Source organism: Wolbachia endosymbiont (group B) of Horisme vitalbata (assembly GCF_964028625.1).
In the GTDB taxonomy this organism is placed as follows: Bacteria; Pseudomonadota; Alphaproteobacteria; order Rickettsiales; family Anaplasmataceae; genus Wolbachia.
The window spans coordinates 1,021,585-1,042,613 of the sequence record NZ_OZ034797.1 but is presented as its reverse complement, the minus strand read 5'-3'; the positions used below and the strand labels follow the sequence as shown (position 1 = coordinate 1,042,613).

Genomic DNA, 21,029 nt, shown 5'->3' with positions numbered 1-21,029 from the left:
AAAGAAAATTTGTCTATATATAGCTACTACGTCATACCACTGCGGTATCTCGTTGTAGATTCCGCTAACAAGCACATAGCTGTACGAACATTGTGATACAAGAGACCAAGAAAGATGTCATCCCAGTCCCCAGACACTGGGATCCAGAAAACTTCACTTTAAATGAACACACCAGGTGGCTGTACAATAGAAACTGGATTCCAGACTGGAATGACACCATCTACTACTCAAATTACCTGCAAATTGCAATGTTCGTACACCAAAACGCGGTATCTTGTTGTAGATTCCGCTAACAAGCAGCGGAATACCAAATTGTAGAAGTTGCTTTAGCTCTCCTCACCCTCCTTTCAAAGTAGTCTATTCTATAAATTTTTTTGTTAAACTTGATTTTAAGCCACGAACAAAATCTTTAATATCGCAAGGATTTCTTCCTTCCATTTGTACAACTTTAGGAATTAAAGTACCACCTTTTAAACTTATATGCATATTATCATTAATGATCTCACCTTGTCCTGAAGTGAAGGCTTCAAATTCAGCATCAAGTATCTTGATACGTTTGTTCTCTACCTTAATGAATGCTTTTGGATAAAATGCTTTAACCTTTCTATAAGCAATTTCACAGGCGTCACTTGCGTAAATTTTATAGTCTTTTACTTTGTCAGCATAGCACGCATCGTTATCGCTCTGTTTTAAGGGAACTTGCTTTTCAATTTCGTTTAGTACTTTCAGCAGTAAATCACTACCTAATTCAGACAATTTATCATACAACGTCTTATAATTATCGCTTTTTTCAATAAGAAATTTTTTCTGTTTTAAAATAGGGCCAGAATCTAATCCTTCATCTAGCTGCATAATGCTAACTCCGGTTTCTTGATCTCCGGCTAAAATTGTGTGCTGTATCGGAGCTGCACCGCGCCACCTAGGCAGCAATGATGGATGAATATTAATACAACCATATTTGGGAATATTTAAAATTTCTTTTGGAAGTATCAATCCATACGCAGCAACAACTGCAACGTCTGGCTTAAAATTTCCAAACTTTTCTTGCTCTATCGAAGATTTTAAAGAGGCAGGAGTACATACCTCTATGTCACTTTTTTCAGCAACGATGTGTACTGGGGATTTTGTTAACCTCTGCCCACGTCCAGAAGGTTTTGGAGCTTTGGTATATACTGCTACTATTTCACTCTGTAATTTCAATAGTAAGTTTAACGCACCAACAGCAAACTCCGGTGACCCCATGAAAATAATTCTCATGGTGTTTTTGCTTTAAGCTAACTTACTATTTACAATTTCTATTAATTTAGCAAAATCATCCTTATGATTAACAGCCATCTCAGCAAGAATTTTCCTATTTAAATCAATTTCAGCAAGTTTAAGACCATGCATAAATCTACCGTAAGTAAGTCCATGTTCTCTTACTGCTGCATTAATACGTATTATCCACAAACCACGAAAATCACGTTTACAGGTTCTTCTGTCTCTGTAAGCATATTGGAGTGCTTTTTCAACTCTTTGTAATGCAATTCTATAACAATTTTTTGCCCGTCCTCTATAACCCTTTGCTAGTTTCAATATTTTTTTATGACGAGCATGAGTAGTGACTCCACGTTTTACTCGAGCCATTTTTATTTTACCTCCATTTTGTTAAATACCATAAGGCATATAAAGCTTAACTATACGCGAGTCAGATTTACTAAGAATCGTCGTACCACGCTGATTACGAATATTAGATTTACTTCTCTTTACCATACCATGTCTTTTACCTGACTGAGTAGAGATGACTTTACCCTTAGCTGTAAGGTGAAAGCGCTTTTTGACAGAAGATTTGGTTTTTAATTTTATTTTCGTCATATTCTAAACAAATTTACAAACACCACTATTTAGTTCTTTATTAGTAATTAAGTATGAGTATAGATAACTTTATTAAAAAATCAAATTAAAATTGTATTTTAAAGCAGCTTGAATGTAATCACACCCAGTATATGTGTTATACCTTCTTTATCTCCAATTGGCAACAATACTTGTCTCATTTTAACACTTTCACTTTCTTCCTCTTCGTTAATTGGGCATTTACTTTCTATTATAGTCTCAAGTTTATCAATAACTGCATCTATTTTATATAGCCGCAAAAATGGTGCATCAATTGCATATTTATTATCGATGTACATCTTTTTTTCAAAACCATAAAATTCAATAGCTTTTTCTCCTGCATTTTCACAAATATAACCTCGATCTTTAACTTCAATGATAAAACAATGCTGCCATGACTCCATGATTTCTGCAGTGTCTATTTCATGTCTTTCTGGCCATTCTCTATCTGATCCTTTTATATCACTCCAATGTTGAGTAACTATATTCACTATTCTTCTTTCTTTGCCTGCATAATTTTCCATTCGAAATTCCACATATAAAACACAGATATGAGGTAAATTTATCGTGAATGTATTGATTTTTTCTTACTAAAGGATGTAGATTATTGAAAATTCTCATCCTGTTTACACAACAGGTAATGATAAATTAAGTATAATAATTAGAGCATAAAAATTATTAAATGAGGAAACTGTAAAAAAATAATAAAAAAATTCTATTTTTGCAATATTTTGGCTAACGAATAGAATTAGTTCCACTTTCTAAAGTTATTGCACTTAATAAATAACTAGATGGAGTTTCTTCCTTAGCACTACTATGGCTTTTATTTTTTCTATTATAAAACCAACATTTAAATGGTACAGCTGCTGCGATAGCTGCTACCAAAGCTACTGTTACTGCTAACATACCTACTGTGAACACTATATTATTTTTCTCGTTTGAAGGTGTTTCCAATAATTTAAACTCTCTCAAGTTTGTATCATGAATCATAGGATTACCCAAAATATTCGTCGTATTTTGAACACTTTCTATATTTCGCATTGTAATTCCATTGCTAGCGTTTGATTTTTTCATTTCTTCCATTACTTGTTTTAAGTTTGGTAGTTCTGCTGTTGTATTTTCAATATCACCAGCTTCCAGCTTTTGCAAGTTCTCATTACTCAAAAACTCTTTGAGATACTTTTCATAAAACTCTTTGGCATTATATCTTTTATAACTTCGTATTTTTCCACTCTTGAGATCAGAAACAATATCATCAATCATCACTTTTGGATTTTCTGCATGCACTATTTCTCCTTCAGCAACAAGAATACGATAAGATGTATCGTCAAGCATACATACATACTTAAGTTTTAAATCACCTCCTCCCAATAGAAAATATATTGTTCTGTTTTGTTCTACATCTCGCAATTCTGATTCAATACTAATCCATCTATTCCTTTTTTCCTTATTGATTGATCTTTTTTTTCCTACAGTATTTTTAAATCTTCTTGACATATATGACCCCCAAGCTGACCAATATTTCCTTATGTATAAAAGATAAATTATTTAAGTCCACATCTTTTCACTAAGATTTTTATATTTTTATTATACTAAATAATACATATATTAATATCTGAATTTCTCATTGCAATTTATTATACCTTAGTAAAAACGATATAAAATTAGAGAAAGAGTTATAAAATTTTTTGTAAGACAGGAAAATTTCTTCTCCTTTGGTTCCAGAGCATATAAGTGCTGTAAGAGCTAAGTTGATGGCACTGTTGTGCCATCAAACTCTGGAATCTTACTCGACACTAATCTGAGAAGATAGATGTGCTACCGATGTAGCATTGCTGAGCAAAGATTCTATTTCTGATGTAGATCCGGAATGCTCAAGTTGAGCTTGTTCAGGAAGGTTTTTCATCGCTTTTTCAACATCGTAGCTACCTTCCCTATTTTTTCTATGCCATACAAAGTATCCTAATCCTGCAAAAGCTACTGCTAGCACTCCACCCAATATACCACCAGCAATCCCTGCTATTCCTATATACTGTCCTCCATTTATTTCGGGTAATTTAGGCCCTTCCACATCTGTGCTATTAAATATAGAATGATCTAACACTTCTTGTGAATTACTATCAAAACGGGAAACACTACTTATATCTTCAGGAGTAATTCCATAACTAGCATTTGATTCTTCTATTTCATTTATTACGTCATTAATCTCTTTAGTAGTTACTTTGCTTGATGCAAAATCGAATTCTTGTTTTGTTAAAGAAGCTGATTCGATAGTTACATCTTCCTGCATCTGATAATCAATTTCTTCAGTAGTAGATTCTCTCAATTGGCTATTTTCATCAGTTCTTTCTTTTAGCTTTTTTGAACTATCCTTACCCAATTCATCTACAAGGTTTTTTAGATATATTTTCTTAAATTCTCTATAATTATATTCTTTACCTTTTTCTATTTCTCCACTCTTAAGACCTAAAATAATTCCATCTATTGTCGATTCACGAATTGCTTGAGGAATGTCTATTGAATTTACTATTCCTGTAACCAAGCCTATCTCAGCTGCTCTAGAAGATATAGAGAGGTCTTTTACTGTTAAATTCTCTCCTTTAATTAAAAATTCTACTCTTCTGTTTTGTTTTATACTTTCCAAGTCAGATACAATTCTAATTGTTGGACCATCCATCTCCTGCTTATTTGTTGTTTCTCTCTTTCGCATGCTATTCTTAGTGTTTTGGAATTTTTTTGGCATTTCACACTCCTTAAATGAATTAATAAAAGTATTATTTGAATTAACAAATACTTCTCTATGTTAGTGGATAAAATATTTAAACCTATATCTTTTTATTAAAATTTTTATGTAAAAGTTACCTTTATTATACTAAGTAATGTATATATTAATATTTAGATTGATAAATTGATTTTACTTCTGTTACAACTTATTATGCATAGATAACCTCAGTAAAAACGATGAAGCTAAACGAAATTAGAGAAAGATTTATAAAATTTTTTGTAAATAATAATCATGAGCAAGTTCCTTCTTCTCCTTTGATTCCAGAGCATGATCCAACACTCATGTTTACAAATGCTGGTATGGTACAGTTCAAAAACATCTTTACCGGCACGCAAAAAACTGAAATGAAACGTGCCGTCTCAAGTCAAAAGTGTCTCAGAGCAGGTGGTAAACACAATGATCTTGAAAATGTTGGCTATACATCTCGGCATCACACATTTTTTGAAATGCTCGGAAATTTTAGCTTTGGTGATTACTTTAAAGAAACTGCGATAGAATTTGCGTGGAAATTTATTACTGAAGAATTGTCTCTTGATAAAAACAGACTATCCATAACTGTTTACCACACTGATGATGAAGCATATGAAATTTGGCGTAAGATAAGTGGCTTTTCAGATGATAAAATCATAAGAATTACAACAGATGATAACTTTTGGAGCATGGGCAATACTGGTCCATGTGGCCCATGTTCTGAAATCTTTTACGATCATGGAAATTCCGCTTTACATGAAGACGACAGAATTGTTGAAATTTGGAACCTGGTGTTCATGGAATTTAATAAAGATGAAGAAGGTAATTTACAAAAATTACCAAAAAAATGCATCGATACCGGAATGGGCCTTGAAAGAATAGCAGCTGTTATGCAGAACGTTCATGATAACTATGATATTGACCTATTTTCTGCTCTGGTAAGTAAATCGCAAGAGTACTGTGGAAATACGGAAAATAAAGTAGCTCATAAGATTATCGCAGATCACCTTCGTGCAGCTGCATTTCTCATCGCAGAAGGAGTGCTTCCTGGAAATGAAGGAAGAAATTATGTACTACGCAGATTGATCAGGAGAGCAGTACGTTATATCCACCTACTTGGATATAATGATTCTCTATTGAACCTTGTTTTTCCTGCACTCATAGATGGCACAAGTTTGGCTTATATGGGAGATGCTTATCCAGAGCTAATCAGAGCTAAAAGCTTAATAGAAACAACGTTAAAATCAGAGGAAGAAAACTTTAAAGATACTTTGATGAAAGGTATTAATCTCTTGGACAAATTCACTGCAGATTTAAAATCAGGTGACACTCTATCTGGAGAATCAGCATTCAAACTATATGACACTTATGGATTTCCTTTGGATATCACACTTGATATTTTGAAAGAAAGGAAAATAAATTTTGACCAAAAAGGTTTTGATAATGCAATGAAAGAGCAAAAAGAAAGAGCACGTGCTAATTGGTCTGGATCTGGCGAAAAATCTGTTGAACAAGTATGGTTTAATTTAATCGATCAGTTTGGCAAAACGGAATTTGTTGGTTATGAACGTGATGAAGTAAAGGATGCAACAGTACTCGCAATAATTTCCTCTAAAAATGAAGTAATTGATTCTGCAAAAGAAGGAGAAAAGATAACTATTATACTTGATAAAACACCTTTTTATGGAGAGTCAGGTGGACAAGTGGGAGATATTGGAAATCTTATACAGTCTGATGGAAGTATGGTAACAGTCGAAAATACCAACAAGATTAATGACTTGTATTTGCACAGGTGCGTCGGCTCAATTTGTAAAGGTAACACAGTTACAGCTAGTATTAATAAAAAAAGAAGACAAGACTTAAGAAGAAATCATTCAGCTACACATCTTCTACACTTTGCACTCAGAAAAATCTTAGGTGATCACGTTACTCAAAAAGGTTCTCTAGTCGCACCAAATAGACTAAGATTTGACTTTAGTCACAATAAGCCAGTCACTCAGGATCAGCTGTCTTCAGTAGAAGATATAGTAAACTCTCTAATCAGAGAAAATCTTTCTACGTCCACAAAAGTTCAAGGTATGGATGAGGCAATAGACGAAGGAGCGATGGCCTTATTTGGTGAAAAATATGGTGATAATGTTAGGGTTGTAAAAATTGGAGATTCAAAAGAATTATGTGGTGGTACACACGTGGAGCGTACCGGAGAAATTGGTTTGTTTAAGATAGCAGCAGAATGTTCCGTTGCATCTCGAGTAAGAAGAATTGAAGCTTTAACCGGTCAAGAAGCAATTAATTATGTACGCAATAACGAAATTAGCTTAAAAAAAGTTGCAGAATGCGTAAAAGCACCAGTAAATGAAATAATAAATCGACTCAGTATTTTAAGCCAGGAGCGAAAAGAATTTGAAGTCAAAATAAAAAATCTTTATAAAAAGCTTATCAGTGTAGAAACTGTAAAAAGTACCGAAATAAATGGAATAAATTTCGTAAGCCACACTTTCAATAACGTTCCAGGAAGTATAATAAGGGAATTTGCTCTACAGCAACAAAAACCGAAAACTGTAATAGCCTTCATGGTAACAGAAAAGGATAAAACAGTTTTGATTGTCAAAGTAAGTAAAGATTTAACTAATAAGATCAATGCAAAAGAGCTAGTATCTACTGTAACCAGAAGGGATTGCGGTGGAAATGCCGAACTTGCCCAAACAGGCTGTGATAACAATAAAATAGATGATGCCATTACAGCAATCCATAGCAAAATAACAGCTTGCAAAAACTAATACACCCTACTACCTCGGTATCTTTTAACCGTGAACGAAGGTATTATGCAAATAGGGGTAGAGAAGACTTATAGCTTTTTTCACAATAATCCGAACGTATCGTAATACGCTACTGGCCTACTATCGACATAAATACATATCTTATCACGTTCGAACTATTATAAGAAAGGCTATAACATTTAATTAATCAGCAATCATTTATCGCCTTATCATAAAATGATCATATTAAAACAATGCGAAATCTTCTGTTGAAGAAGAGAATGCATGTTCCATATTATTCAAATTTTCTAGTTCTGTGATCCTACTATCGAATGTTTCTAAATTTTTTCCGATTTGCTTCAGAATCCTTACTAACAGACCTGATGTTACTTTATAATCTTTATTTTCTAGAACTTTAGGTATTATTGGAAGGTATGACATATTATTCTCCTAAAAAAACTTAATACACAATTCTAATATATTAGTATTAATATAATATTAATACTGGTATAATTGCTTTTCATAAACCAAATTTCTACCAATACCTTGACTAAGTCCGCCTAGCATTTGATTCATAATTGCCAGTAATTTAACAACTATATCATCACCCCCTCTCCAAGCATAGAACTTGAGCTTCAGTGACTGAGAAATAACGCTCCATAGAGCATTAGAGTTTTTAAATACTATCGCTTTCTCAAGAGGTGGATTTTTCTCATTAGGCTTTTCACAAATAACGTTCAAATAAAAACGAGGATTGCCTTCATCGATTCGTTCAGCCTCGGTAATGTCTTTAATGAAAACCCTATCGATATCAGTTCTATCTTGTATTGGTACCGAATCGGCATAAGATCTTACGAACTGCCATGAAAGTCGAGCAATTGGCACTTGTGAAAACTGAGGTAAAACATACCCAGGTCCCTGACCTCGATCATCGATTTGGAGACCAATATTAAACTGCCCATCGATAAACAAATTGTCAGATATGATAGCGCTAGTTGGATCAGCGCTGCGCTGCTCCTGAAAATACGGAAGGTCTTGAAAAACAATCTCAGGAACTGCAGCATTGCCGTAACAGCACTTCAGCTCTACGATGTAACGATCTTCGGGGTCGTCTACGTCAACAAAATAGTAGAGTTTGTGGGGCAATGTACCATTTTCATCAAGTTGCAGAGGATTTGGTGCTGGTACGACATTTCCTTCTTTATTTTTGTAATAGTCATGACGAAGAGTTGTAGGACTCTTCTTGTCATAGAAATACATCCAGTAGCCAGCGGCTGGCATACCCTCTCTATTCCTAATAATGTCTTGCAATACTATACTTAGTATGTGTCATTTCTCCTTAACCAGCAAAAGCCAATGCTGGTATATAAGCAATCTACCATAATCTGTCAATATATTTTTTTTACGAAAATTAAAACAAGTAATATACATTATACAGCCCTTCTTCCTGATCCATTCTCCCGATATAATTCTTTATTGAAAATTTCGAGAGACAAAAGAAGCCTCACACTTAGCCGAGTATATCGTAGTGTGAAATATCTTCTGGTGTATTTACATCATTAATTGTTGCGTTTTGTAAAAAATCTTTTTGTGAATAAGAATCTCGGATACATTTATCAGCGCATTCTTTATTTACTTTTTTAAAAATACCTTCCATACATTGATAGCTACACTTTATTTGTAGAGGGGTGAGACCCTCATTACAATCTTCCTTGCAGATTGATCGACGAGCCAATTTATACCAATTAGGGTACTCTCTTTCACACCATCTGTGACAATCGTTAAGTCGATTAACTGTCTCATAATAAGCTTTCTCCAAATTTCCCTCATATTCTTTCAAACTTTCTTTATCATCAGTAGCAAAATACATAATATTCTCCTTAATTAAAAAATTAATACAATTTTAATATATAAATATTAATAATAGTATATTACTTTCCAATACAGCTTTTACGAAAGTTAAAACAAATTATACAGCCCTCCTTCCTCTTCACCTTAACAATTCTTTATTGAAAATTTCATGAAAATGTTGTATAATTGTGCAGTAGTAGAACTTGGTAAAACTTATGGCAAACGCTAATTTAGCTTTCAGTAAAGAAACTTTACAGCATCTTGCTGAATTATCTGAACTTACTAAGCAACCTGCTCAAGCATTAGCAGAAAAACTACTCAGAGAAGCAATAGATAGTGAAATGGAAGATTTTTTATTATCTGTGGTTGCTGATCAATATGATATTGAAAATGAAAAAAAAAACTAAAAGTGAGGACGTGGATTGGAATACACTATTATCTTCCTAGACAGTGTTCTTGAAAAAGATCTTCCAAGTCTTCCAAAAAAAGTACGGTCAAGAGCTGTAGATGCAATAAATGAGCGACTGACAATCGATCCATTGGTGAACCTTTATACCATAGCTTTAAAGGGTTCAGAAGACTAAGAGTTGGCGATTACCGTATTATGTATTGTGCAGACACCACAAAACATGAAGTAACTATCGTTACAATAGGACATAGAGACACCATTTACGAGAAAGCTTTGAAAGTATAGCCCTTCCCATAATAGTCCAAAAAGGTCATAAGAAAGAAGAATCGACAGCATGACGAAAAGATTTGAATAAAGGAATGTTTTTCCTGGTTCTGTTTTTTATAGCAAACCAATAATGTTCAATTTTGTTAAAATCTGGAGAATATGGAGGAAGATATAAAATTTCTGCACCAACTCCTTTAGCAAATCTTATTAGACTTATGAAAAGTAGCATTATCAAGGATAACAGTTTGTCCAGGTTCCAAAATCGGTGTCAGAAACTGCTCAAACCATTTATTAAAGATATCCATATTGCAGTGGCCTTCAAAGGTTAACGGAGCAATTATTTTTCTTCCACTTAAGGCTGCAACCATGCTAATTCGTTGAGTTTTCTTCCCAGATTTTAGGGCATAAAACCGCTGTCCTTTCTGGCAATACCCATAGGTTCAGTGTCCAGACTCATCTATATACACTAATTCTTTAGGTTCTTTTGTTGCTATAACCTTTGAAAATTGAGCTCGCTTTTCTTCATTTCTTTCTTTATATCCGTAGGTCTTTTTTTTCTTGTGAATCCTATATTTTTAAGTGCTCGATGAATTGTTTGTCTACTAATATTGCCCCAGCATCTCTGACTGAGTTTTGCCACCTTGCTCATTTGCAAATTCGGCAAATGCATTCCAGTCGGTAATTTTATGCCACGCTTCCAGGCTTTTTTGACTGAAAATCTCCCGTTTTCTCACGTCTTTTCTTCCACTCATATAAAGTTGTTTTTCCGGTCTTAAATCTCTTGGCAACAGTTTCTCCACTCTCTCCTTCATCCAATGCTTCCATTACCTTTTTTCTTAAGTCATAACTATTTGCTACTGGCATCCTTACCTTCCACTACTATCAATCCATATCTTACTCTTTTTGGACTATTATGAGAAGGGCTATACTTTCATCTGTGTTGCAAAATTTTCTCCAGTGTAGCCTGCATCAACCAGTATGTTTTTAACTTCAGAGAGACTTTCTTTAGCATTTTTAACCATTGTCAAAGCACTGCTACGATCAGTTATTTCTGCCGTTGTTATATGAATTGCGTGTGTCAAACCTTGTGTATCAACTGCGATATGACGCTTTATTACTGAAATTTTCTTGCCAGCATCATAACCTTTTTCTTCAGCAGTATCGGTATTTTTTACACTTTGGGCATCAATGATGCAGAAGCTTGTTTTGGTATTCCGACCACTGTTCTCTCCAACCAATTTTTTTTAAGACAATTTCTAGAACATTTTCTCTATCTTCATTCGTTTTTTTACTCCATTTCTTGAAGTAATCGTAAAAATTTCGCCATCTTGGAAACTCTTTTGGAAGCATTCGCCATTGACAGCCACTTTTTAGTACATAAAGCACACCACAAAATAACTCATATAAACCTAATCTTCTTGGCTTTGTTTTCTTTCGCACGCTTTCTAAAATTAGTCTAATCTTTTCGAATTTTTCACAACTTATGTCACTTGGATATGTATTCCTCATACTTTGCCTCATGTCAACTATACCTCATCTTACCATATTCAGAGATCACTTACAGGCTCTTAGGTTAATATAAGCTTCCACTCAATTTAATACACTACAATATTACATATATTAGCTAATTTGTTAATAGATTTACAAATATTAAATTATTGCTATTCTAAATTTAAGTGTTAGTTAACTGAGTTTACAATGAGTATTAGAAATTTTTTTACCAAGGCAATCGTTCTCCTTTTAGTTTGCTTATTAATCTTTATGGGGATTGGCAATCTTTTATCAAATGATGATGAAAGGAAAGAATTAGCTAAAGTAGGAAAGGAAGTTATAACATCAGATGAATATAAATTACTATATCAAAATTATGAAAAGCAAATTTCTGGATCTGATGTAAGTAAAGAACAAGTAAAAAAGCTGAAATATGATTTACTTAACGCACTTATAGAGCAAAAACTATTGTTTAACCTAATTAGCGAACTTGGATTAAAAGTTGGAGAAGAATCTATCAAAAGCCATATAAAAAATACCAAGTACTTTCAGGACGATAAAGGAGAATTTGACCATAATAAATTCCATCAAACTCTAAATAGCCTGCATATAACAGAAAAGGAATATATAGAAAAACTAGAGAAAATCCTGCCTGCAATGATGTTCATGACTTCGTTATTTAAAGATAATTATCCGATAACTTTTGGTGAGAGTGTTGATGAGCAGATATACAAAAATCGCTACCAAACTAGAGTAGTTGATATTGTTAAAATAACTGAGAATGCAATTACAGACGTTCCTGAACCAGATGATCAAGCCTTACTTGATTTTTATGAAAGAAATAAGTCCAATTTTTATTACCCTGAGTATCGAACTGCGCAATACATTTCTCTGGATCAAAAATATTTTGAAGATCAAATCAGAATTTCAGATGAAGAGGTTGATAGTATAATAGAACATCAGGAACTTAAAAATCAAAGAGACATATTCAATGTGATATTTCCTACCAAAGAAAAAGCTGAAATAGCAAGAAGAGCACTTGAAGAAAGTAAAGCAAGCTTTGAACAAATAATAGAAGAGTTTAATAAAGTGAAACTCGATGAAACCAGAGTAAATAATATAACTAAGGATTTCTTACCTGAAAATATGAGAGAAAAGGTATTTGCTCTCAAAACAGGTGAAGTAAGTGAAGTTTTAACAAGCAATTTTGGATGGCACGTAATAAAGGTAGAAAGCATACATCAAATCTCTGATGAAGACTTGGTTGATTTAAAAAAAGACATAAGGTCAGTTTTAACCAATCAAAAGTCTTTTGAAAAAGTCAATGATTTCATAAATCAAGTGAATTATAAGATATACAATGGTGCAACGATTGAAGAAATCTCCAATAATTACAATTTACCTATACAAACCATTGGTCCAGTAGATGCTAGTGGGAAAGACCAAAGTGGTAATGAAGTAGGAAATTCCAGTGATTTCATTTCTTTCATTTTTTCACGCGAGAAAGATCAGAAGAGTTATTTTAAGGGTGTTGGAGATACTGTTGTTAGTGTGAAAATCAGTGATATCGTTCCTCCTAAATTACAAAATTTTGAAGAAAGTAGGGAATCAGCCATAAAGCTTTGGCGTAGTGAATTTATAAAAGAAAGAATGTTTAAAATGGGACAAGAAGTAGCAGTTCAACTAAGAGAAAAGACAGATTTGGAAGAAATGCAAGGTATAAAATTGGTTAAAGGCCAGCAAATACAACGCAATGAACAAAACTACCCTTTTTCTTTCATAGAAGAGATTTTCAATATGAAAACAACTAATTCGGTAACAGATCCTATTCAATACAATAATGAAATTATAATAGGCGTTCTAAAAGAAATGCATTCATCAAATGGTAAATTAAACATGCTTGACACCGGAAAACGTGTGATGATATCGCTAAAGGAACAGTTAATTAGCTATCTAAAATCAAAGTATAGAGTAGAAGTTAATCATGCTATGATTGATGATATATAAAAAAGTTTATTATCTTCCTTTTATGAGTGATTGGAGGGGGCTATATTGTATTTTTAGGTAAAAGAGGTACAATTAGTTTGACTTGAGCTGTTTCTTGTATTTAAATTGTAATTAATATATGAATAAAGGTTGACATGGCAGTTAAAATAAGGTTAGCAAGGTTTGGGGCAAAGAAACGTCCTTTTTATAGGATAGTTGTAGCCGACTCACGAGCACCAAGAGATGGGCGCTTTATTGAGAGAATAGGACAATATGATCCAATGTTGCCAAAAGACAATAAAAATCGTGTTGTGGTAAAAGCTGATAGATTAAAACATTGGCTAAGTGTAGGAGCGCAAGCAACTGAAAGGGTAATGTGGTTCATTAAAAAAGGCATAGTAGATTTAGAAACAGAATCGAAAAAAATAGAAAAGAAAAAAGTTGAGAAAGTACAAGGGCAAGAAGCATAAGTCCTATTAAATGCTAAACACTGATTTAACAAAAAGTAGTAAATTAGATGATATTGTATCTTCTGATTTATTGGCTATGAATGACTTTATCTTCAAAAATGTCAATGATGAAGGTATTAAGCTTGCTACCGATATTACATCTCATCTTATTAATTCAGGAGGAAAAAAGATAAGGCCTAAGCTCATTTTTATTATTTGTAAAATGCTGAATTACTCTGGAGAGAGTAGGATCAACATTGCTGCATCGGTAGAATTTATACACAACGCTACTTTACTTCATGATGATGTGCTTGATGAAAGTAAGGCACGCCATGGAGTTGCAACAGCAAATAAAATTTGGGGGAATAAATCAAGCATTTTAGTTGGTGATCTATTATTGACCTTAGCATTTAGATGGCTTATAGAATGTGGGAATTTAAGTGTTCTCTCTATTTTATCTAAGGCATCTAATTTGCTTGTCAAGGGTGAGATAAAGCAGATGACAACGCGTTTTGACCCTAACACAATTAGGAAAAATTATTTTAATATCATTGGAGAAAAGACAGCATCTTTATTTTCTGCATGCTGCGAGGCTGCATCAGTAGTATCTGGAGCCACAAGTGACGAAACAGAGAGGCTAAGGAATTTCGGGTTTAATTTTGGTATGGCATTCCAAATAATTGATGACGTGCTAGATTATACTGCTAATCAAGGCACTTTAGGAAAGCAACTTGGAAAAGATTTCTTTGAAGGTAAAGTTACTTTACCTTCTATTATAGCATATGAAAAAGGCAGCCCATCAGAACAAAAATTCTGGGAGAAATCTTTTTCTTCAGCTAGACACAATTTTGACCAAGCATTACAATATATTAATCATCATAATGCCATTCATGTTTCTATGGAAGAAGCTAAACACTATATTAATATGGCGCAAAGTAATATTGATACTTTTTCTGATTCTCTTTACAAAACTACTTTGATTGACTTTTTAAATGCAAGCATAGAAAGACAAGGATAGCTAACGCTTGATATTTTTAGATTGATTGTTATATATTTATTAAGTTTGTAAGGGTGAATGATATGTCAGATAGTAATAGAGAGAAAAAAAAGAAATTTGCAGATATGGTCAGTAAACGAAAAGGGGATGATCAAGAAGATCAGCAAACAGGTGATTTAAGTGAAGAGCTTAATATATTAAAAGAACGTGCAGTTCAGCTTGAAGATCATTTACGTCGCGCTGTTGCGGATAATGAAAACGTTAAACGTATAATGCAAAAGCAAATTAGCGATGCAAGTGATTATGCAGTCACAAAATTTGCACGTGATATGATCGACTCTTGTGACAATTTAAAAAAAGCAATGGAAAACTTGAAAGATGATGATCCTATTCATGAAGGAATAAAAGTGGCGCACCAAAAGATTGTGAGTGATCTAAAAAAACATGGAATAGAAGAAATAGATCCAATAGGTAACTCTTTTGACAGCAATTTACATCAAGCTGTTGTGGAAAGAGAAGATAATGAAAAAGAGCCTGGCACTATTGTAGAAGTACTACAAACTGGTTATACAATTAAAAATAGGTTGCTTCGTCCTGCAATGGTTATTCTTTCTAAAAAATCTGCTGATTGCGAAAGTAACTAATAAAACACTCAAGGTATGGAAGAAGTTGTCTTCTCAGGTATTCAGCCAAGTGGAGTATTACACTTGGGCAATTATCTTGGTGCAATTAAGCAGTGGATAGGCTTGCAGGATAAATATAAATCTCTTTTTTGTGTTGTTGATCTGCATGCAATCACAGCAAATAAGCTTCCCGCAAATGAATTAAAAAATAATATTTTTAAAGCAGCAGCAACTTATATTGCATGTGGAATAGATCCGGAAAAGTCGATTATTTTCAATCAATCCGCAGTTAGTGGTCATGCAGAATTGGGCTGGCTGCTAGGGTGCTATACACCAATTGGTTGGCTTAATCGTATGACTCAATTTAAAGATAAGGCTGGAAGCGATAGACAAAAAGCTTCTCTTGGGTTATATAGCTACCCAGTACTTATGGCTGCGGATATATTGCTGTATCAAACTAAATATGTTCCTGTTGGCGATGATCAAAAACAGCATTTAGAACTTGCACGTGATATTGCATCAGCTTTTAACAATCATTATAAATGTAGTCATTTCATCATACCTGAAATCTTAACTTTGGATTGCACATCAAGAATAATGAGCTTAAGAGATGGAGCAAGCAAGATGAGCAAATCTGATTCTTCAGAATACTCATGCATTAACCTTGACGATACAGATGACTTGATTGTCAAGAAAATAGAAAAAGCAAAAACAGATTCAATTCTAGGCTTTGATTTTGCTACTTTAAAGTGCCGTCCAGAAGTAAACAATTTGGTAAACATTTATTCAGTGCTTAGTGATTTAAATGTAGAAAAAGTGTGTAAAAAAGTGGATAAACATGATATGAAACACTTTAAAAAAGAGTTGGCTGGCTTAATCATCAGTGTTATATCACCCATACGTGAGAAGTTGAACGGTCTTTTGAAGGATCAGCTCCATTTACATAAAATATTAAAAGAAGGTACAGAAAAAGCAGCAGAGATTGCAAATAACAATATAAAAAAGATCAAGGATATTATAGGGTTTGTTCAATAGGTTACAACTATTTCTTCCCATGGCTTTCAAATCGTGCAGCTATTTTCTTTACACTAACATGAGTGAGAAGAGGTTTTTTACTAACCGGAAGTTTAGAATCGGACTTTGCTGTTATGGGGTTCATTTTAGATCTTTTATTTCCTACCGGAAATGAGTGAGATTGGGAGGCAGTTTCTTGCGATGGTGCAGGATCTTTCTTCATACCGATATCTGCTTGTGTTGCAGGGGTGGCTTTGCTCTTAGCAACTTGATTTTGCTCAAATTTTCCTACTATTGACTTTACTCTACCGTCCTTCTTGCTATTTACTTTTTCTTTTATAATAACCGCTTTTACTTCTGATGCTGCTTTATCAGCAGATTTTTTCAGGATTGGTTTACTTTCAGCTGATTTTTGCGAAGTCACTTCTACTATTATTGGTTTCGTGCTCACTTGTTGATCAACAATATCTAGCCTTTTAGGATTTGACAGTATTTCAGATTTATCTTCTTTAGTTTCTTGCCTAATTTCTTGATTGGTAGCGTTTAGCGCTGGTGGCTCTGGAGCCTGTCTCTTTTTATATCCTCTTCTTGTTCCTGCATTTTTCTTAGGTTTCGTTTTGTGAGTTGGCTCCTTTTTAGCTAACTTTGAGTCTTCCGAATCTTTTGTTGAAGATTTACTACTTTTCTCTTGATAATTTGATATTTCCTCATGTCCAGACTCTTCACTTAATGAACTTTCATAGCCTGAATCTTCAGGAGATACATTCTCTATTTCTGGTTTAAAGTGTACCTTTTTTGAGGCAGTAGGAGGTGGCGGAGGTGCTGTTGTTGGCCGTTTTATTCTCTTCATAACTAATTTTCCTACCGGCTGTTTTCCTTCTTGCAGCTTAGGAGTATCTTCCTTCTGCTTTGATGTCGTTTTATTTTCCGTGCTTACTTCGTATGATTTATGTTCTTTATTGCCTTTTCCACTCTGTTTCGAATCTAAAATTTCTTTAAGTCCTTTCTTGAATAGATTAATTGTACTTAAAATATTTGTGTATTCGGCTGCTTTTTCTATAGTGAAACCTGATAATTCATCACCAACAAAATTTTTTATGTCATTATCATTAGTTGGAATATCTTTTCCCAAGACTCTATCTAATATCCCTTTTAATGTTCCAATAAAACCGAGTGGCTTTGTGCTCAAAGGTTCTACATAATTATTCAAGTCGCTATATATAACAAATTTGGCTACATCTTTTGCGTTGTTTGTAAAATTCTTCAGAGCTTGAGATAAATCTTTCAGTGTTTCATCATATTGTTCATTAATTTTTTTTGTATCCTTCAGCTTTATGACTCTTATCAAAGAATTGAGATTTTTATCATAATTGTCACTTTTAAATAGATCACTCATACCAATTACTGTTTATCGTTTACTTAAATATAAATTCAAAGTATTAAGACCGAGTAAATGTTATATGACTTATCCTCTGACTCATAAACGCTTGCGTTCCTTAATGTGCAAAAAATTTCAATAATCTTCAATCAGCAATAGTATAGAAATCCAAAAAACAAGTAGCTAACACTGGAATCTAGGAATTATGATTGGGCACAAGTTGATGAGTATAGTTGTTTTATGTTGAAATACAGCATTTATGGAAAGATTAGATGTCAGTCTAGAATGACACCCTTTCTGGAAAACTCGGATTACAGTGTTTGTATAACTTAATAATTAGAAACTAAAGGAGTTCTTTTTTAAAAAACTTAAGTTATACTTATAAGTATTTGATATCTTTTGTAGTGATTATGCTAAGTCTAAGCTGCCTTTATGGTGATAATGCAGAATTTGTAGAAGAAATGTATAGCCGTTATCTGCAGGGCGATAAATCAATCGGGGAGGATTGGAATAGGATTTTTTCAAGCAATTTAGAAATGAATAAAACGGAAGCCTGCAATGCACAGCACGCAGTCAAGTCGGATGATTCAATTTCTAGCTTAGCAAATTTCTTCAGATCTTACGGTCATTTTTTTGCGGACTTAAATCCATTATCACCGCATGTAAATAAAGAAATAGATTATCAGAAATATTTGAATATCTCTCCAGCGCATGATGCTGGAATCTATAGAGATATTTACTGCAAGAACATCGGGTTTGAATTTATGCATATTTCCTCTTATGAGGAAAGAGTGTGGCTGCAGGAGAAAATTGAAAATCAGGTCTATACGCTAAGCCCTAAGGATAAAAAAGAAATACTAAGGCACTTGATTGAATCTGAGATGTTCGAGCAATTTCTCCATATAAAATTTCCTGGATATAAGCGTTTTTCTATCGAAGGTGGGGAGTCAGCCATTGTTGCAATTGAAAGAGTTATTAGTGATTCTGCAGATTTTGGTATTGAAGAAATAGTTCTTGGTATGGCCCACCGAGGACGGCTTAATGTTCTAACCAAAGTTATGGGGAAAGAATATGCGGCAATGCTGTCTGAATTTCAAGGCAATCTTGCATACCCAAGTGGTCTTGAGGTATCTGGTGATGTCAAATATCACCTTGGTTACTCTTCTGATCGAGCACTTGCTGGTGGTAAAAAAATACACTTAAGTTTATGTCCTAACCCATCTCACCTTGAGGCGGTAAATCCGGTTCTAGCTGGAAGAGTAAGAGCAAAACAAAATACGAGATCTGTGCTTGGCATATCAATTCATGGTGATGCGGCTTTTATCGGGCAGGGAGTGGTTGCTGAAACCCTGACTTTGAGCAACATTGAAGGTTATAAAGTTGGTGGTATCGTGCATATTGTCATTAATAACCAAGTTGGTTTTACTGCAAATCCTAGTTGTGCACGCTCTTCTTTTTATTGTACTGATGTAGCAAAATCAATAGAAGCTCCAATATTTCATGTTAATGGAGATAATCCAGAAGCCGTGAGTTTTGCCGCGAATTTGGGAATGGAGTATGTGCAGAAATTTAAAAAGGATGTGGTGATTGACATAATATGCTACCGCAAATATGGCCATAATGAAGGCGATGAGCCAAATTTTACTCAGCCACTTATGTATAAAGCAATATCAAAGCATAAAACTCCAGGCACGCTGTACGAAGAGAAGCTGACTGCAGAGAAAGTGCTAGGTAGCGATGAAGTAAGTAAATTACGCAGCGAATTTAGAACAAGATTAGATAAAAGCCTTACTGAGTCAACGACTTATACTCCGAAGAAAGCTGACTGGTTTGATGGAGTGTGGTTAAAACTCAGGAGAGCAAAGTTGAACGATTTGAGTGAATATTATACGGACTCTGGTGTTTCACCAGATGAGCTAAAAAAATTAGGTGTACACATAAATAGCAATATTCCAAGTAGTTTTAATCTCAATAATAAAGTCAGAAGAATACTTGATGGCAGAATAGACAGTATAAATTCCGGTAGCAACATAGACTGGGCAACTGCTGAAAGTCTTGCATTCGCGTCATTGCTTAAAGAAGGAATAGGAGTGCGCTTGTCAGGACAAGATTCTGGTCGCGGTACCTTCTCGCACCGTCATTCAAGACTTGTTGATCAAGTAACAGAAGAAACGTTTATTCCACTGAACAACATAAGTGAGAAGCAAGCTCGCTTTGAAGTTATAGATAGCGCACTATCTGAGTATGCTGTGATGGGTTTTGAATATGGATATAGCCTTGATTCTCCTTATTCACTTGTGCTCTGGGAAGGGCAGTTCGGTGATTTTGCAAATGGCGCGCAAATTATGATCGACCAATTTATCTCATCTGCAGAAACAAAGTGGTTGCGGTCAAGTGGTCTAGTTTTACTTTTGCCTCATGGTTATGAAGGGCAGGGGCCTGAGCATAGTTCTGCTCGTATAGAGAGGTTTTTGCAGCTCTGTGCAGAGGATAATATGCAGGTGGTTAATTGCTCTACTCCTGCGAATTATTTTCATGCTTTACGCCGACAAATTAATCGAGATTTTCGTAAGCCTTTAGTGGTGTTTACACCTAAATCACTATTGCGTCATAAAAGCGCAGTTTCTAACCTTTCTGACTTTGAAGGAAAATTTCTTACGGTAATTCCAGAGTGTAGAAAAGGTTTAGTTGCAAGTGATAAAATACGTAAAGTTGTAATATGTAGTGGTAAAGTTTATTACGACATAATTGAAATGCTTGAAGCACAAAAAATAAACGATATAGCAGTAGTGCGTTTAGAACAATTTTATCCATTCCCGGCCGATAAACTAGGCAGTGAACTTGAAAAATATAAGAACGCTGAAATTACATGGTGTCAAGAGGAACCAAAAAATATGGGAGGATGGTTCTTTGTCAACCCATTGATAGAAGAGGTATTGTCTGGCCTCAATGCTCAAGCAAAAAGACCTAAGTGCATTGCAAGACCTGCTGCTGCATCTCCTGCATGTGGTTATGCTAATGTCCATGCTCAACAACAAGCAGAAATTTTGAAGCAAGTTGTGCATGTACAATTGTGCAAACACTAAATGGCAATAGGTCAGGCTCATTAATTGTACCTAGATAACTTATAGCAATAAAAAAATTTCCATATCACAAAGAAGATTTTGGCAAGCAAAAC

The 21,029-nt window shown here is 34.2% G+C and carries 19 protein-coding genes and 3 pseudogenes; 10 read left to right on the top strand and 12 right to left on the bottom strand.

Annotated elements, in window-relative coordinates:
* Positions 1 to 74: 74 nt before the first annotated feature.
* Positions 75 to 203 (top strand): annotated as a pseudogene (locus ABWU56_RS07495) (WPE palindromic element domain-containing protein); the annotation flags it as partial.
* Between the two features lie 154 nt (positions 204 to 357).
* Here the strand turns inward: ABWU56_RS07495 and fmt are convergent.
* From fmt to ABWU56_RS05050, 6 genes are all read right to left on the bottom strand, one after another.
* A complete protein-coding gene (gene fmt, locus ABWU56_RS05075) occupies positions 358 to 1,257 on the bottom strand; it encodes a methionyl-tRNA formyltransferase (RefSeq protein ID WP_064085375.1) in 900 nt (299 codons plus the stop codon).
* A 12-nt stretch (positions 1,258 to 1,269) separates the two neighbouring features.
* Complete coding sequence (rplT, locus tag ABWU56_RS05070) at positions 1,270 to 1,626, bottom strand: 50S ribosomal protein L20 (protein WP_063630562.1); 357 nt, start codon at positions 1,624 to 1,626, stop codon at positions 1,270 to 1,272.
* Between the two features lie 21 nt (positions 1,627 to 1,647).
* A complete protein-coding gene (gene rpmI / locus ABWU56_RS05065) occupies positions 1,648 to 1,854 on the bottom strand; it encodes a 50S ribosomal protein L35 (protein WP_010402777.1) in 207 nt (68 codons plus the stop codon).
* Positions 1,855 to 1,952: 98 nt separating this feature from the next.
* Positions 1,953 to 2,396 carry a PAS domain-containing protein gene (locus ABWU56_RS05060; RefSeq protein ID WP_264375720.1) on the bottom strand — a complete coding sequence of 148 codons (444 nt, stop codon included), beginning with the start codon at positions 2,394 to 2,396 and terminating at the stop codon, positions 1,953 to 1,955.
* A 211-nt stretch (positions 2,397 to 2,607) separates the two neighbouring features.
* Positions 2,608 to 3,369 (bottom strand): hypothetical protein, encoded by a 762-nt coding sequence (locus ABWU56_RS05055; protein WP_264374978.1) that lies wholly within the window; start codon positions 3,367 to 3,369, stop codon positions 2,608 to 2,610.
* 289 nt (positions 3,370 to 3,658) lie between these two features.
* The gene (locus tag ABWU56_RS05050; RefSeq protein ID WP_064085574.1) at positions 3,659 to 4,615 is read right to left on the bottom strand and encodes a hypothetical protein; all 957 of its coding nucleotides are present in this window, start codon (positions 4,613 to 4,615) and stop codon (positions 3,659 to 3,661) included.
* Between the two features lie 218 nt (positions 4,616 to 4,833).
* On the opposite strand from ABWU56_RS05050, the gene alaS reads away from it, so the two are divergent.
* Positions 4,834 to 7,407 (top strand): alanine--tRNA ligase, encoded by a 2,574-nt coding sequence (alaS, locus tag ABWU56_RS05045; RefSeq protein WP_353281209.1) that lies wholly within the window; start codon positions 4,834 to 4,836, stop codon positions 7,405 to 7,407.
* A gap of 225 nt (positions 7,408 to 7,632) precedes the next feature.
* Here alaS and ABWU56_RS05040 read toward each other — a convergent pair whose 3' ends face one another.
* The 3 genes from ABWU56_RS05040 to ABWU56_RS05030 all read right to left on the bottom strand — a co-directional run bounded on the left by ABWU56_RS05040 (position 7,633) and on the right by ABWU56_RS05030 (position 9,256).
* On the bottom strand, positions 7,633 to 7,827 hold the full coding sequence (locus ABWU56_RS05040) for a hypothetical protein (RefSeq protein WP_353281208.1): 195 nt from the start codon (positions 7,825 to 7,827) through the stop codon (positions 7,633 to 7,635).
* Between the two features lie 57 nt (positions 7,828 to 7,884).
* A complete protein-coding gene (locus ABWU56_RS05035) occupies positions 7,885 to 8,667 on the bottom strand; it encodes a hypothetical protein (RefSeq protein WP_353281206.1) in 783 nt (260 codons plus the stop codon).
* 229 nt (positions 8,668 to 8,896) lie between these two features.
* Positions 8,897 to 9,256, bottom strand: coding sequence for a hypothetical protein (locus tag ABWU56_RS05030; RefSeq protein ID WP_353281205.1), 360 nt, complete (start codon positions 9,254 to 9,256; stop codon positions 8,897 to 8,899).
* Between the two features lie 196 nt (positions 9,257 to 9,452).
* On the opposite strand from ABWU56_RS05030, the gene ABWU56_RS05025 reads away from it, so the two are divergent.
* Positions 9,453 to 9,644: a hypothetical protein gene (locus ABWU56_RS05025; protein WP_353281203.1), complete on the top strand. Its 192-nt coding sequence runs from the start codon at positions 9,453 to 9,455 to the stop codon at positions 9,642 to 9,644.
* Between the two features lie 131 nt (positions 9,645 to 9,775).
* Positions 9,776 to 9,931 (top strand): type II toxin-antitoxin system RelE family toxin, encoded by a 156-nt coding sequence (locus tag ABWU56_RS05020; protein WP_353281964.1) that lies wholly within the window; start codon positions 9,776 to 9,778, stop codon positions 9,929 to 9,931.
* A gap of 25 nt (positions 9,932 to 9,956) precedes the next feature.
* Here the strand turns inward: ABWU56_RS05020 and ABWU56_RS05015 are convergent.
* Both ABWU56_RS05015 and ABWU56_RS05010 read right to left on the bottom strand, forming a co-directional pair.
* A pseudogene (locus tag ABWU56_RS05015) lies at positions 9,957 to 10,777 on the bottom strand (IS630 family transposase).
* 77 nt (positions 10,778 to 10,854) lie between these two features.
* A pseudogene (locus ABWU56_RS05010) lies at positions 10,855 to 11,422 on the bottom strand (IS5 family transposase); the annotation flags it as partial.
* 189 nt (positions 11,423 to 11,611) lie between these two features.
* On the opposite strand from ABWU56_RS05010, the gene ABWU56_RS05005 reads away from it, so the two are divergent.
* From ABWU56_RS05005 to trpS, 5 genes are all read left to right on the top strand, one after another.
* The gene (locus tag ABWU56_RS05005) at positions 11,612 to 13,411 is read left to right on the top strand and encodes a SurA N-terminal domain-containing protein (RefSeq protein ID WP_353281202.1); all 1,800 of its coding nucleotides are present in this window, start codon (positions 11,612 to 11,614) and stop codon (positions 13,409 to 13,411) included.
* A gap of 134 nt (positions 13,412 to 13,545) precedes the next feature.
* Complete coding sequence (rpsP, locus tag ABWU56_RS05000; protein WP_006015540.1) at positions 13,546 to 13,860, top strand: 30S ribosomal protein S16; 315 nt, start codon at positions 13,546 to 13,548, stop codon at positions 13,858 to 13,860.
* 10 nt (positions 13,861 to 13,870) lie between these two features.
* Positions 13,871 to 14,857, top strand: coding sequence for a polyprenyl synthetase family protein (locus tag ABWU56_RS04995; RefSeq protein ID WP_264683121.1), 987 nt, complete (start codon positions 13,871 to 13,873; stop codon positions 14,855 to 14,857).
* A gap of 62 nt (positions 14,858 to 14,919) precedes the next feature.
* A complete protein-coding gene (locus tag ABWU56_RS04990) occupies positions 14,920 to 15,480 on the top strand; it encodes a nucleotide exchange factor GrpE (protein WP_264683123.1) in 561 nt (186 codons plus the stop codon).
* 15 nt (positions 15,481 to 15,495) lie between these two features.
* Positions 15,496 to 16,494 carry a tryptophan--tRNA ligase gene (trpS, locus tag ABWU56_RS04985; RefSeq protein WP_264683125.1) on the top strand — a complete coding sequence of 333 codons (999 nt, stop codon included), beginning with the start codon at positions 15,496 to 15,498 and terminating at the stop codon, positions 16,492 to 16,494.
* A 7-nt stretch (positions 16,495 to 16,501) separates the two neighbouring features.
* Here trpS and ABWU56_RS04980 read toward each other — a convergent pair whose 3' ends face one another.
* Entirely contained in the window at positions 16,502 to 17,869 is a 1,368-nt protein-coding gene (locus ABWU56_RS04980; RefSeq protein ID WP_264337189.1) for a hypothetical protein, read from the bottom strand.
* Positions 17,870 to 18,261: 392 nt separating this feature from the next.
* Between ABWU56_RS04980 and ABWU56_RS04975 the strand changes: the two genes are divergently transcribed.
* Complete coding sequence (locus tag ABWU56_RS04975; RefSeq protein WP_353281199.1) at positions 18,262 to 20,937, top strand: 2-oxoglutarate dehydrogenase E1 component; 2,676 nt, start codon at positions 18,262 to 18,264, stop codon at positions 20,935 to 20,937.
* The last annotated feature ends 92 nt before the right edge of the window (positions 20,938 to 21,029 follow it).

Excerpts from the sequence above, each read along its gene's own strand:
- ABWU56_RS05035 (WP_353281206.1), bottom strand. The coding sequence starts at position 8,667 with ATGCCAGCCGCTGGCTACTGGATGTATTTCTATGACAAGAAGAGTCCT.
- rplT (WP_063630562.1), bottom strand. The coding sequence starts at position 1,626 with ATGGCTCGAGTAAAACGTGGAGTCACTACTCATGCTCGTCATAAAAAA.
- ABWU56_RS05040 (WP_353281208.1), bottom strand. The coding sequence starts at position 7,827 with ATGTCATACCTTCCAATAATACCTAAAGTTCTAGAAAATAAAGATTAT.
- ABWU56_RS05005 (WP_353281202.1), top strand. The coding sequence starts at position 11,612 with ATGAGTATTAGAAATTTTTTTACCAAGGCAATCGTTCTCCTTTTAGTT.
- trpS (WP_264683125.1), top strand. The coding sequence starts at position 15,496 with ATGGAAGAAGTTGTCTTCTCAGGTATTCAGCCAAGTGGAGTATTACAC.
- ABWU56_RS05050 (WP_064085574.1), bottom strand. The coding sequence starts at position 4,615 with ATGCCAAAAAAATTCCAAAACACTAAGAATAGCATGCGAAAGAGAGAA.
- ABWU56_RS05030 (WP_353281205.1), bottom strand. The coding sequence starts at position 9,256 with ATGTATTTTGCTACTGATGATAAAGAAAGTTTGAAAGAATATGAGGGA.
- ABWU56_RS04995 (WP_264683121.1), top strand. The coding sequence starts at position 13,871 with ATGCTAAACACTGATTTAACAAAAAGTAGTAAATTAGATGATATTGTA.
- ABWU56_RS05060 (WP_264375720.1), bottom strand. The coding sequence starts at position 2,396 with ATGGAAAATTATGCAGGCAAAGAAAGAAGAATAGTGAATATAGTTACT.
- ABWU56_RS04990 (WP_264683123.1), top strand. The coding sequence starts at position 14,920 with ATGTCAGATAGTAATAGAGAGAAAAAAAAGAAATTTGCAGATATGGTC.
- fmt (WP_064085375.1), bottom strand. The coding sequence starts at position 1,257 with ATGAGAATTATTTTCATGGGGTCACCGGAGTTTGCTGTTGGTGCGTTA.
- alaS (WP_353281209.1), top strand. The coding sequence starts at position 4,834 with ATGAAGCTAAACGAAATTAGAGAAAGATTTATAAAATTTTTTGTAAAT.
- ABWU56_RS04975 (WP_353281199.1), top strand. The coding sequence starts at position 18,262 with ATGCTAAGTCTAAGCTGCCTTTATGGTGATAATGCAGAATTTGTAGAA.
- ABWU56_RS04980 (WP_264337189.1), bottom strand. The coding sequence starts at position 17,869 with ATGAGTGATCTATTTAAAAGTGACAATTATGATAAAAATCTCAATTCT.
- rpsP (WP_006015540.1), top strand. The coding sequence starts at position 13,546 with ATGGCAGTTAAAATAAGGTTAGCAAGGTTTGGGGCAAAGAAACGTCCT.
- ABWU56_RS05055 (WP_264374978.1), bottom strand. The coding sequence starts at position 3,369 with ATGTCAAGAAGATTTAAAAATACTGTAGGAAAAAAAAGATCAATCAAT.
- rpmI (WP_010402777.1), bottom strand. The coding sequence starts at position 1,854 with ATGACGAAAATAAAATTAAAAACCAAATCTTCTGTCAAAAAGCGCTTT.
- ABWU56_RS05025 (WP_353281203.1), top strand. The coding sequence starts at position 9,453 with ATGGCAAACGCTAATTTAGCTTTCAGTAAAGAAACTTTACAGCATCTT.